We start from the raw sequence: 12,430 nt of genomic DNA on the forward strand, positions 1-12,430 counted from the left end.
ATAGGAATCAGTTGCATTGGCTATAACGAGACGAACCACCGACGGCTATCGAGTAAAAATAATTCTCATTTAGTTCAAGATGACCAGCGCCGGGTATTCCGAGAGCTTGGCCGAGGTGATGTGCGCCAGGGAGCGCACCACATCCAGCGGTTGATCGAGGCGGTAATTGCCGGTGACGGCCACGCTTGCGAGCTTGTCGTTGGTGTTGACGATCCAGCCGGGGTAATAGCGGCGCAACTCGGCGAGCACTTCGCTCATCGGGCAGTTTTCGAATACCAGGCGGCCCTGGACCCACGCCAAGTCTTTACCGGCATCCAGTTTGGCCGGTTGGCCGAAGCCTTTGGGGCCGATGCGGATACTCTCACCGGCGCTCAGGCGCACGCGGGCATCGTCAAAGGTATTGCTCAAGTCCACGTCGCCGCGCTGCACCTGCACCTGGGCTTCGCCATTGAGGTAGCGCACGGCGAAGTCGGTGTCGCGCACGCTGGCGCGCACGGGGCCGGCGTCAATCTCCAGCGGCAGGCCACGGCTGGGCGCCACCTCAAAAAAAGCTTCGCCCTGGAACAGTCGGGCGACGCGCTGGTGGTCCTTGATGCTGCTGGAAAACGCCGAGTTGGTGTTCAGTAACACTTTGGAGCCGTCATCCAATTGCAGGCGCTGGCGTTCACCGACGACGGTGAGGTGGTCGGCCTGCAAGCGCACGGGCAGGCTGCTGAAGCTGAACAGACCGATCAGCAGCACAGCGGCGGTGGCCAGGGGTTTCCAATGCGGCTTGATACGCCGCCACGCGCTGGGTTTGCGCGGCACTGCCAGGGCCACGGCGGCGCTGTGAACCGGCGCGCCGCCCCAGGCGGCCTGGGCCTTGCTGAAGGCGAGCAGGTGCGCCGGGTCGCTGGCCAGCCAGGCATCGAACTCGGCTTGCTGCCCCGGTTGCGGGCATTGCAAGGCGATCAGCCAGTCGAGAGCTTGGTCCATGGCCGCGTCTTGCAACACCTCATGAGCCAGCTCATGGGGGCGCAGTTTATTCGGGTCCGTCACGGTGTTCCTCGGGTCTTCGCCACGTTCTATTCATTTTTCCTACAGCCTGGTTCGACACTTCTGTCGGGTGAAGCTTAAGGCTGATCCAGCCGTTCGGCCACTCCTACACAGATGGCCATGATCAATTTCAGTTCCTTTTGCACCGTGCTCAAGGACACTTGCAACTGATCGGCAATCTCCTGGTAGCTGCAACCGTGCAGGCGGCTGAGGATGAAAATCTGCTGCTGGCGCGCGCTCAACTGGCCCAGGCTGACGCTCAGGTGTTCGAGCAATTGCTCGGCCTGGGTGGCGTCTTCGGGCGTGCTGATCGGCGCGGCGACACTCTGCAGCACGTCCAGCGGCACATCTTCTTGCAGTGTGCGGGCCTGGATGCGGCGCGAGCGTAGATGGTCCAGCGCCAGGTTGCGCGCGGTTTGATAGACGAAGGGTTCGAGGTGATCGATCGGCCGCTCGCTGAGCGCCCGCGTAACGCGCAGGTAAGTTTCCTGCAACAGGTCCTCGGCGGTGCTGTGGTTATTCACCATCCGCTGCAAGGTGCGAAGCAGAATCACCCGCTGGGTGAGAAAGACTTGGTTGAAGCGAGATTGGCTCACAGTGATACCAGACCGGTTTGCAGTTAATGATAATGCTTATCATCAACTCAAATGGCAAGTGGCACTTTGAGATGCTGCGTCGCCACTTAGCCGCGGGACGCGGAGCGTCCGAGGCGGCATTCCCACGCGGAGCGTGGGAACGATCAACAACCTGGTCGGTTTACTCGGCGTTGCAGAGCGCCAGGCAGTTATCCAGCATACGGTTGGAGAAGCCCCACTCGTTGTCATACCACGCCAGTACCTTCAGCAACTTGCCGCTGACCTTGGTGTGATTGGCATCGAAAATCGACGACAGCGGGTTATGGTTAAAGTCGCTCGAAACCAGCGGCAGGGTGTTATAGCCGAGGATTTTCGAGTGCTGGCTGGCTTCTTTCAGCAGTGCATTGACTTGCTCGGCCGTGGCTTCTTTCTTCAGCGTCACGGTGAGGTCCACCAACGACACGTTGATCACCGGCACCCGCACGGCCATGCCGGTCAGCTTGCCCGCCAGTTCCGGCAGTACCAGGCCGACCGCTTCGGCGGCGCCGGTCTTGCTCGGGATCATGTTCTGGGTGGCCGAACGCGCGCGGTACGGGTCGGTGTGGTACACGTCGGTGAGGTTCTGGTCGTTGGTGTAGGCGTGAATGGTGGTCATCAGGCCGCTTTCGATGCCCAGCTCGCGATGCAGCACCTGAGCCACAGGCGCCAGGCAGTTGGTGGTGCACGACGCGTTGGAGATGATCTGGTGCGACTGACGCAAAATGTCATGGTTTACCCCGTAAACCACGGTGGCATCCGCGCCTTTGGCCGGGGCCGAGATGATCACCTTGCGCGCGCCGGCGGTAATATGGGCGGCAGCCTTGTCACGGTCGGTGAACAGACCGGTGCATTCGAACACCACGTCGATCTTGTGTGCAGCCCACGGCAGGTCGGCCGGGTTGCGAATGGCACTGACGGCAATCCGGTCACCATTGACGGTCAGGCTTTCCTGATCGTGGGCGACCTCTGCTTCGAAAGTGCCGTGTACGGTGTCGTATTTGAGCAGGTGGGCATTGATCGAGCTGTCGCCCAGATCATTGATGGCGACGATCTGCAAATCCTGGCGGTAGCCTTGGGTATACAGTGCGCGCAGGACATTACGGCCGATACGGCCAAAACCATTGATTGCGATACGAAGAGTCATTGGAAAGTGCCTGTCGTCGATTTGTTGTAAGAATTACAAGATTATTCGCATAAAAATAGAAAACAAGCCTTTTTAGTGGCAATATTTTGTTCAATCTACAACGAGTGACCTGAATCAACTGGTCCGATGATTCAAACGACACCCTGCCATCCCATGCGCTGCGGGCGTTTGATCAGCATAGACACTCAGGTCGCCACATCCGTTAGCCTGGAGTTCTACACATGCATCCCCGCGTTATTGAGGTCACCGAACGGCTTATCGCCCGCAGTCGTGCAACCCGCGAGGCTTACCTTGCGCTCATTCGCGGCGCGGCCAGCGACGGCCCGATGCGCGGCAAGCTGCAATGCGCCAACTTTGCCCACGGCGTGGCCGGTTGCGGCACTGAAGATAAAAATAGCCTGCGCATGATGAATGCCGCCAACGTGGCAATTGTTTCGTCATATAACGACATGCTCTCGGCGCACCAGCCGTACGAACATTTCCCTGAACAGATCAAGAAAGCCCTGCGCGAAGTCGGCTCGGTCGGCCAGTTCGCCGGTGGCACGCCCGCCATGTGCGACGGCGTGACCCAAGGCGAGCCTGGCATGGAGCTGAGCTTGCTGAGCCGCGAAGTGATTGCCATGTCGACGGCGGTAGCGCTGTCCCACAACATGTTCGATGCCGCGCTGATGCTGGGCATCTGCGACAAGATCGTGCCGGGCCTGATGATGGGCGCGCTGCGCTACGGCCATCTGCCGATGATCTTCGTACCGGGCGGCCCTATGCCGTCGGGCATCTCCAACAAACAGAAAGCCGACGTGCGCCAGCGTTACGCCGAAGGCAAGGCCACCCGCGAAGAGCTGCTGGAATCGGAGATGAAGTCCTACCACAGCCCCGGCACCTGCACCTTCTACGGCACCGCCAACACCAACCAGTTGCTGATGGAAGTGATGGGCCTGCACCTGCCGGGCGCTTCGTTCGTCAACCCGTACACGCCGCTGCGCGATGCGCTGACCCGCGAAGCCGCGCACCAGGTCACTCGCCTGACGAAGGCCAGCGGCGACTTCACGCCGATTGGCGAGATCGTCGACGAAAAATCCATCGTCAACTCCATCGTCGCCCTCAATGCGACCGGTGGTTCCACCAACCACACCCTGCACATGCCGGCCATCGCCATGTCGGCGGGCATCATCCTCACCTGGCAGGACATGGCCGACCTGTCCGAGGTGGTGCCGACCCTGTCCCACGTGTATCCGAATGGCAAGGCCGACATCAATCACTTCCAGGCAGCGGGCGGCATGTCGTTCCTGATCCGTGAACTGCTTGAAGCCGGCTTGCTCCATGAAGACGTCAACACCGTAGCCGGCAAAGGCCTGAGCCGTTACACCCAGGAACCGTTCCTGGTCGACGGCGAACTGATCTGGCGCGACGGCCCGATCGAAAGCCTCGACGAAACCATCCTGCGCCCCGTAGCCCGTGCGTTCTCGCCCGAAGGCGGCTTGCGCGTGATGGAAGGCAACCTTGGCCGTGGCGTGATGAAGGTTTCGGCGGTGGCGCCGGAGCATCAGATCGTTGAAGCACCGGCGGTGGTGTTCCAGGATCAGCAGGATTTGGCCGATGCGTTCAAGGCCGGCCAACTGGAAAAAGACTTCGTTGCGGTGATGCGCTTCCAGGGGCCGCGCTCCAACGGTATGCCGGAATTGCACAAGATGACGCCGTTCCTCGGCGTGTTGCAGGACCGTGGCTTCAAAGTCGCGTTGGTAACAGACGGGCGTATGTCCGGCGCCTCGGGTAAGATCCCCGCCGCGATTCACGTCAACCCCGAAGCCCAGAGCGGCGGGCCGCTGGCGCGGGTCAAGGATGGCGATATCATTCGCGTCGATGGCGTAAAAGGCACCTTGGAGCTTAAGGTGGACGCCGAAGAATTTGCAGCGCGCACGCCTGCCACGGGCCTGTTGGGCAACAACGTGGGGGCTGGTCGCGAGCTGTTTGCATTTATGCGCTTGGCCGCAAGCTCCGCAGAGCAGGGCGCCAGCGCCTTTACCTCTGCCTTGGAGACGCTTAAGTGAAGCTTGCGCTGGTCGGTGACATTGGTGGTACCAACGCCCGTTTTGCGTTGTGGCGGGATCAGGAGCTGCATTCGATCCGTGTGCATGCCACCGCAGACCACCACAGCCCTGAGGAAGCCATCAAGGTTTACCTCAAGGAAGAAGGCCTGGAAATCGGGGACATCGGCGCGGTGTGCCTGTCGGTCGCCGGGCCGGTGAGTGGCGATGAATTTAAATTCACCAACAACCACTGGCGGCTGAGCAAAACTGCGTTTTGCAAAACCCTGCAGGTTGATGAGCTGCTGCTGGTCAATGACTTCACGGCCATGGCCCTGGGCATGACGCGGCTCAAACCCGATGAGTTTCGCGTGGTGTGCCAGGGCACGCCGGAACCCTTGCGCCCAGCCGTGGTGATCGGCCCAGGCACAGGCCTGGGTGTGGGCACCTTGCTGGACTTGGGCGAAGGCCGTTACGCGGCATTGCCGGGTGAGGGCGGCCATGTCGACCTGCCGCTGAGCAGCCCGCGTGAAACCCAGTTGTGGCAGCACATTCACAGCGAGATTGGGCATGTGAGCGCCGAGACCGCGCTGAGCGGTGGCGGCCTGCCTCGTGTGTACCGCGCCATTTGTGCGGTCGACGGGCACACGCCGGTGCTGGACACGCCCGAAGCCATCACGGCAGCGGGCCTGGCCGGCGACCCGGTGGCCATGGAAGTGTTGAACCAGTTCAGCATCTGGCTGGGCCGTGTGGCCGGTAACAACGTGCTCACCACCGGTGGGCGTGGTGGTGTGTACATCGTGGGCGGGGTGATTCCGAGGTTTGCCGACTTCTTTATCAACAGCGGTTTTGCCAAGAGTTTCAGCGATAAGGGCTGCATGAGCGATTACTTCAAAGGCATTCCTGTGTGGTTGGTGACGGCGCCGTATTCCGGGTTGACCGGGGCCGGTGTGGCACTTGAGCAGGCTTTTGCGTAGTGACTGATGGCCTCATCGCAGGCAAGCCAGCTCCCACAGTTGACCGGGTTCCAACCTTGGAATGCAGTCAACTGTGGGAGCTGGCTTGCCTGCGATAGGGCCTCAAACGCAACAAATGACGTAAGCTTGGCCATAACAACAAGGAGGACCCCGTGAGCGTAATCAGTAAATCGATTCTCCTCGTCGACGACGATCAGGAAATCCGCGAATTGCTGCAGACCTACCTCAGTCGCGCCGGCTTCCAGGTGCGTGGCGTGCCGGATGGCGCGGGGTTTCGCCAGGCGATGAACGAGGCGCCGTGCGACCTGGTCATCCTCGATGTCATGTTGCCGGACGAAGACGGTTTCAGCCTTTGCCGCTGGATTCGCCAGCACCCGCGCCAGGCGCAGGTGCCGATCATCATGCTGACCGCCAGTTCCGACGAAGCCGACCGCGTGATCGGCCTGGAGCTGGGCGCCGACGATTACATCGGCAAACCTTTCAGCCCCCGCGAGCTGCAAGCGCGGATCAAGGCCCTGTTGCGCCGCGCCCAGTTTGGCCAGGAACGCACGGGCGGCGGCGATGTGCTGGTGTTCGATGAATGGCGCCTGGACATGATCAGCCACCGCTTGTTTCACGTGGACGGCGAAGAGGTGATTCTCTCCGGCGCCGACTTTGCCTTGCTCAAACTGTTTCTCGATCACCCGCAACAGATTCTCGACCGCGACACCATCGGCAATGCCACCCGTGGCCGCGACCTGATGCCGTTGGACCGTATCGTCGACATGGCCGTCAGCCGCCTGCGCCAACGCCTGCGCGATACCGAAAAACCTCCAAGGCTGATCCGCACGGTGCGTGGCAGCGGTTATCAACTGGCAGCCAGCGTGGTTGCCGGCAATGCCCACTGAGCCACTGACCGAGCGCCGCCGGCGCTTTCCGGTGCCGCGTTCGCTGCTGGGGCGTATGTTACTGCTGACCTTGCTCGTGGTGCTGTTCGCCCAGGCGCTGTCCAGCGTGATCTGGGTTTCGCAATTGCGCGCCACCCAGCTCGAAGGCCTGGTGACCAGCGCGCGCAGCCTGGCGCATTCGATGACGGCCAGTGTGAGTTACTTTCGCTCGCTGCCGGTGGCCTATCGCCCGTTGGTGCTCGACCAACTGCGCAGCATGGGCGGCACGCGCTTTGTGGTGACCCTCAACGACCGCCCTTTGGACATGCAGATTCTGCCGCAGACCCCGCGCAAGCAGGCGGTGCTGCAAGCCGTGGATGAAGTGCTGCGCCAAACCCTGGGCAGCGACGTGCTTATCTCGGTGGAATTCGTCAGCGCCGAGGACCTGCGTATTTTCAACGCGGGCCTCAAGCTTGATGAGCTGCCGCGTTCCTGGGCGCATTACGCCCTGACCCTGGAGCCGGTGAACCCGCCGGTGCTGGTCACACAAATCCAGCTGGCACCCGGCGAATGGTTGTACATCGCCTCGCTGCTGCCCGAGCCCTACACCAGTTTGGAAGAGCAAGGCCTGCCGTCGCAGCAAGTGTGGTTTATCGTGCTGACCAGCGGTTTCCTGCTGCTGTTTATCGGCCTGTTGGTGCACTGGCAAAGCCGGCCGCTCAAGCGCCTGGCCCGGGCAGCGCGGGACATGTCCCTGGGCGCCGACGTGGAGCCGGTGGCCGAAGGCGGTGGCAGCGAAGTGGTGGAAGTGGGCCGTGCGTTTAATGCCATGCGCGAACGCATCAGCCGCTACCTCACCGAGCGCAGCCAACTGTTCAGCGCGATTTCCCACGATTTGCGCACGCCGATCACGCGCCTGCGCCTGCGCGTGGAGTTGCTGGAAGACGAAAACCTGCAAGCCAAATTCGGCCGCGACCTGGATGAGTTGGAGTTGCTGGTCAAGGGCGCGTTGCAGTGCGTCAAAGACACTGACATTCACGAAAACATCGAGCCGGTCGACCTCAATCACGTGCTCGATTGCCTGGTGGAGCCGTACCTGGCGCCGAACGGTAATGGTCGCATCACCCAGCACGGCCGGGCGCTGACCCCTTATCCGGGCAAACCGCTGGCGCTCAAGCGCTGCATCGGCAACCTGATCGACAATGCCCTGAAGTACGGGCAGAACGCGCATTTGCATATCGAGGACGATGGCGTGGAGTTCATCCTGCATGTGGATGACGAAGGCCCCGGCGTGCCGGAGCAGCGTTTGGAGCAAGTGTTTGAGCCGCACTTCCGACTGGCTGGCCAGCAGCAGGGTTATGGCTTGGGCCTGGGCATCGCGCGCAACATTGCCCACAGCCATGGCGGGGAAGTGAGTTTGCAGAATTTGCGCGAAGGCGGTTTGCGGGTGACCTTACAACTGCCGCGAACCCTGGACTGACCAACACTATCTATCAACTGTGGGAGCTGGCTTGCCTGCGATGCAGGCACCCTGTTTTTTCAGTCAGACCGCGGTGATGCTATCGCAGGCAAGCCAGCTCCCACATTGATCCCGGTTGAGTCAGATACTCTGGCGCAGCCGGGCCAAATCCCGCAGCGGCGGCGCCCCGAACAACCGGCTGTATTCCCGGCTGAACTGCGACGGGCTTTCATACCCCACCCGATACCCCGCCGCCGACGCCTCCAGCCCTTCGGCAATCATCAATCGCCGTGCTTCCTGCAGCCGCAGTTGCTTCTGGTATTGCAGCGGACTCATCGCCGTAATCGCCTTGAAACGATGGTGCAAGGTCGAAACACTGAGGTTCACTTCCTTGGCCAGGTCATCAATGCGCAGCGGTTGTTCGAAGTTGCCGTTCAACCACTTGATCGCCTGGCTCACGCGATGGCTCTGACTGTTGGCCACGGCGATTTCATACAGCCGATAACCCTGCGGGCCACGTAACAACCGATAGAGAATCTCGCGATTGATCAGTGGCGCGAGCATGGCGATGTCTTTTGGCGTGTCCAGCAGCCGCGTCAGGCGCAGCACGGCGTCGAGCAACTGGTTGTCGATGCGGTCAACGTACATGCCACGGGATGTCGGCCGCGACGGCACGCCCATCGGGCCCGCCTCGGCGATCAGCGCGGTGAGCTGGGCCGGGTCGATATTGATGCGCACCGACAGGTTCGGGTCTTGCGGTGTGGCGTCGATGATGCGCCCGGCGACCGGCATCGCCACCGAAAACACCAGATAATTGAGCGGGTCGTAGGCAAAGATTTCGTCGGCCAGGCGCACTTCCTTGCTGCCACTGGCCAGGATGCACAAGGCGGGTTCCACCAGCACCGGCATGAAGTCGCGGGGCGTGTTGTGGCGGTTCAGATACAGCGAGGTGATTGCCGTGCCGTAGGAGCCATCTTCCCAGGTGTGACGGTGAACAATGCTGGCCAGCTCGGCGCGTTGTTTTTCCATCTCGGCATCGAGGGGCATTGGCTTGGTTTCGGGCGACGACATGGGGTGTCCTCTACTGACTGCTTTGATGGGATCAGCTTAGCGGCGGCATTTCAAAAGGTGTTACGTCGATTCTGCTCAATCCTTGCCTGATCCTGCGATATGTCGTGAATCGGGCAAGTGGGGAGCCTGTCATCTGCCTGAAACACTGAGTATGGGCGTGGAATAAATCCCGGGGGCCAGACGTCTTATCTACGCTTCTCGCAGGATTGTGCAATAAGCCTGCAGGAATCGACTAACTGCGCCCGCCTTCGCGCCGCTATCTTTGATCCTGTGGCAACACGCCCTCACAGTGCTTGCCGAGCATCACTTCTCAACGGGAGAGTCGAACATGTCCACCCCCATTCCCGCGAGCCATATGGCCTTTATCCGTGCCCGTACCGGGTGCAGCACCGAACTCGGTGCACGCTTGAGCAGTTTGATCGAACCGGGCCGTCAGGCTCAGGGTTGCCTGCAATTCTCGTTGCAGCATTCCCAGAGCGACCCCGATGTATGGCTGGTCTCAGGCTTCTGGAGCTGCGAGCAGGCGATGAGCGCCTACTTCAGTTCCCCTGCCTTGATGATCTTTACCGAGCTGTTGAACGACATGGTCGTGCGCAGCATGGACTTCCAGACCTTCACCGACGCATCCGCCGCCCATGCCTACGGTGAGTACCTGCAACTGGCCGGTTAGCGGTTAGAATGGCCGACTTTCCATTGGCCGGGACCTGCAACATGGCACGTAAACAATTTGCCCATCACGAAGCCGTTTCTGCATTAGTGCGTGAAGAAGAGGGTGGCTACAGCGCCGCCGTCGCCGTCAAGGCACTCGATGGCCTGGGCGCCCCGCAGTTTCACAAGATCCTGGCTGGCCAGACCTTCAAGACCGCCTCCGACGCCGACGATGCAGCGACGCTGCAACTTGAATGTCTGGTTGATGTGGACGAAGACGGTCAGCTGACTTGGGCAACAGCCGCAAGCTGAAGCCGAACACTTTATATCGCTCAACAAAGATCAAATGTGGGAGCCGGGCAAGCCAGGCTCCCACAGGGTTCTGTTGTGTTTGTTGGGCAGTATCGGGTCAGCGCGGGCGATACATCTTGAACAACGCCTCCGGCCCCAGCTGGAAATAATCCGCCGGGCCACCGCCACGCAAAATCGGCTCAGCGGCTGCCGTGTCGTAAACCCCATCCTTGAGCAGCCACTTGGCAATGTGCACGGCAACCACTTCACCGAGCACCAGCCAACTCGGCACCAACGCCTTGTCGGCGCGCTGCAGTTGAATGATCTGCGTCACCTTGCATTCAAACGACACAGGGCTTTCGCCCACCCGTGGTACCGCGACGATTTTCGAGGCCACCGGCGTCAGGCCGGATAACTCGAATTCATTCACGTCCGGCGATACGGCCGCGCAACTCTGGTTCATCTGCTCGGCCAGCGGGCGGGTTGCCAGGTTCCACACGAACTCCCCGGTCTGTTCGATGTTGTTCAGGCTGTCTTTGCGCCCGACACTGGAAAACCCAATGATCGGCGGAATGTAGTTGAACGCGTTAAAGAAACTGTAGGGCGCCAGGTTCAGGCGGCCCTCGCCGTCGTGCGACGAAATCCAGCCGATCGGCCGTGGCCCGACGATGGCGTTGAACGGGTCATGGGGCAGGCCGTGGCCGTTGGCGGGTTCGTAGAAATGGATATCGTCGGACATGGCCCAGGGTTCCTGCAGCGGAGTTAGAGAAGCGTCATTTTGCACGCAATTATGCAAACAACGAAAACCAAATGTGGGAGCGGGCTTGCCCGCGATGGCGGTGTGTCAGTCACTGAATCCAAGACTGATAGACCGTTATCGCAGGCAAGCCAGCTCCCACATTTTTTACCGCGTTAAACCCTTAGTCGGTGGTGATGCGCGAGTGTTTACGGGTGTCTTTCATGGTCACGTAAACCACCAGCGACACCGCGATACACGCGGTCACATACCAGTAGTAACCCGTCTCCATGCCGATGTTCTTGAACCACAGCGCAATCACTTCAGCCGTACCGCCGAAGATCGACACGGTCAGCGCATACGGCAGGCCCACGCCCAGCGCGCGGATCTCGGTCGGGAACAGTTCAGCTTTCACCACCGCGTTGATCGAGGTATAGCCACTGACGATGATCAGCGCCGCCATGATCAGGAAGAACGCGCCCCACCAGCTTTGGATGGTGTGCAGGGTGGTGAGGATCGGCACGGTGAACAGCGTGCCGAGGATGCCGAAGGCGATCAGGATCGGTCGGCGGCCCACCTTATCCGACAGCCCGCCCACCAGCGGTTGCAGGCACATGAACAGGAACAGGGTGGCGGCCGAAATGGTGGTGGAGTCGGAGATGCTCATGCCCACCGTGTTCACCAGGTATTTCTGCATGTAGGTGGTGTAGGTGTAGAAGGCCAGGGTGCCGCCCATGGTCAGGCCGACCACCGTCATCACTTCCTTGGGGTGACGCATCAAGGTGCGCATCGCGCTTTCCTTGGCTTTTTCCTTTTTGGTGAACGACTCGGTCTCTTCCATGCCGCGACGCAGGAACAACGCGACCACTGCGCACAGCGCGCCGATGGCGAACGGGATGCGCCAGCCCCAGGCATACAGCTGCTCGGTGGTCAGGGTTTGTTGCAACACGATCAATACCGCCAGTGCGATGAGCTGGCCGGAGATCAGGGTCACGTACTGGAAGCTGGAGAAGAAACCGCGACGCTCCTTGGTCGCCATCTCACTCAGGTAAGTGGCCGAGGTGCCGTACTCGCCACCCACCGACAGGCCCTGCAGCAAGCGTGCAAACACCAGCAGGATCGGCGCGCCGATGCCGATGGTGTCGTAGCCCGGCGTCAGCGCGATCAGCAGCGAGCCGAAGCACATCAGCAATACCGAGGCCATCAAGGCGGCCTTGCGGCCTTTGTAGTCAGCGTAAAGCCCCATCAGCCAGCCACCGATCGGGCGCATGATAAAGCCCACGGCAAAGATGGCGGCGGTGTTCATCAACTGAGCGGTGGAGGAGCCGGCGGGGAAGAAGGTCTTGGCGAAGTACAGCGAGAAGGCAGCGTAGACGTACCAGTCATACCACTCGACCATGTTGCCGACGGATCCACTGAAGATCGATTTGATGCGGCTGGATGTGGTGCGCTCTTTAGTCGGCACAGCCGCCGACCCCAGAGGCAGGGCGTTGGAGTTATCCATTGAAGGATCCTTCATCTAGTTGTTTTTATGGAGCGGCGCGAACGCAGCCTGGTTTGGGCTA

At 60.7% G+C, this 12,430-nt stretch carries 12 protein-coding genes; 6 read left to right on the top strand and 6 right to left on the bottom strand.

What is annotated here, in order from left to right; translation table 11 throughout:
- Positions 1–69: 69 nt before the first annotated feature.
- From AOA59_RS01140 to gap, 3 genes are all read right to left on the bottom strand, one after another.
- Entirely contained in the window at positions 70–1,038 is a 969-nt protein-coding gene (locus AOA59_RS01140) for a FecR domain-containing protein (protein WP_065930413.1), read from the bottom strand.
- 74 nt (positions 1,039–1,112) lie between these two features.
- On the bottom strand, positions 1,113–1,631 hold the full coding sequence (locus AOA59_RS01145; RefSeq protein WP_056858662.1) for an RNA polymerase sigma factor: 519 nt from the start codon (positions 1,629–1,631) through the stop codon (positions 1,113–1,115).
- Positions 1,632–1,791: 160 nt separating this feature from the next.
- Positions 1,792–2,793 (bottom strand): type I glyceraldehyde-3-phosphate dehydrogenase, encoded by a 1,002-nt coding sequence (gap, locus tag AOA59_RS01150; RefSeq protein WP_065930415.1) that lies wholly within the window; start codon positions 2,791–2,793, stop codon positions 1,792–1,794.
- Positions 2,794–3,014: 221 nt separating this feature from the next.
- Here gap and edd point away from each other — a divergent pair, with 221 nt between their 5' ends.
- The 4 genes from edd (at position 3,015) to AOA59_RS01170 (ending at position 8,140) form a co-directional block, all read left to right on the top strand.
- Complete coding sequence (gene edd / locus AOA59_RS01155) at positions 3,015–4,841, top strand: phosphogluconate dehydratase (RefSeq protein ID WP_078738903.1); 1,827 nt, start codon at positions 3,015–3,017, stop codon at positions 4,839–4,841.
- Positions 4,838–5,794, top strand: coding sequence for a glucokinase (locus tag AOA59_RS01160; protein ID WP_099485537.1), 957 nt, complete (start codon positions 4,838–4,840; stop codon positions 5,792–5,794). The genes edd and AOA59_RS01160 overlap by 4 nt, the downstream gene beginning before the upstream one ends.
- Before the next feature lie 152 nt (positions 5,795–5,946).
- Positions 5,947–6,681, top strand: a complete 735-nt coding sequence (locus AOA59_RS01165; RefSeq protein ID WP_017139770.1) for a response regulator — start codon at positions 5,947–5,949, stop codon at positions 6,679–6,681.
- A 31-nt stretch (positions 6,682–6,712) separates the two neighbouring features.
- Positions 6,713–8,140 (top strand): ATP-binding protein, encoded by a 1,428-nt coding sequence (locus tag AOA59_RS01170; protein WP_201024761.1) that lies wholly within the window; start codon positions 6,713–6,715, stop codon positions 8,138–8,140.
- 120 nt (positions 8,141–8,260) lie between these two features.
- Here the strand turns inward: AOA59_RS01170 and AOA59_RS01175 are convergent, their stop codons facing one another.
- Positions 8,261–9,190: an AraC family transcriptional regulator gene (locus AOA59_RS01175; RefSeq protein WP_065930418.1), complete on the bottom strand. Its 930-nt coding sequence runs from the start codon at positions 9,188–9,190 to the stop codon at positions 8,261–8,263.
- Between the two features lie 328 nt (positions 9,191–9,518).
- On the opposite strand from AOA59_RS01175, the gene AOA59_RS01180 reads away from it, so the two are divergent.
- Both AOA59_RS01180 and AOA59_RS01185 read left to right on the top strand, forming a co-directional pair.
- A complete protein-coding gene (locus AOA59_RS01180; RefSeq protein ID WP_099485539.1) occupies positions 9,519–9,860 on the top strand; it encodes an antibiotic biosynthesis monooxygenase family protein in 342 nt (113 codons plus the stop codon).
- Positions 9,861–9,868: 8 nt separating this feature from the next.
- The gene (locus AOA59_RS01185) at positions 9,869–10,150 is read left to right on the top strand and encodes a hypothetical protein (RefSeq protein ID WP_099485541.1); all 282 of its coding nucleotides are present in this window, start codon (positions 9,869–9,871) and stop codon (positions 10,148–10,150) included.
- A gap of 97 nt (positions 10,151–10,247) precedes the next feature.
- Here AOA59_RS01185 and AOA59_RS01190 read toward each other — a convergent pair whose 3' ends face one another.
- Positions 10,248–10,868, bottom strand: coding sequence for a flavin reductase family protein (locus AOA59_RS01190; RefSeq protein WP_099485543.1), 621 nt, complete (start codon positions 10,866–10,868; stop codon positions 10,248–10,250).
- Between the two features lie 181 nt (positions 10,869–11,049).
- Complete coding sequence (locus AOA59_RS01195; protein WP_065930421.1) at positions 11,050–12,369, bottom strand: MFS transporter; 1,320 nt, start codon at positions 12,367–12,369, stop codon at positions 11,050–11,052.
- Positions 12,370–12,430 lie beyond the last annotated feature (61 nt).

Origin of the sequence: Pseudomonas sp. 2822-15, from assembly GCF_002742515.1 — a bacterium.
GTDB lineage: Bacteria > Pseudomonadota > Gammaproteobacteria > Pseudomonadales > Pseudomonadaceae > Aquipseudomonas > Aquipseudomonas salomonii.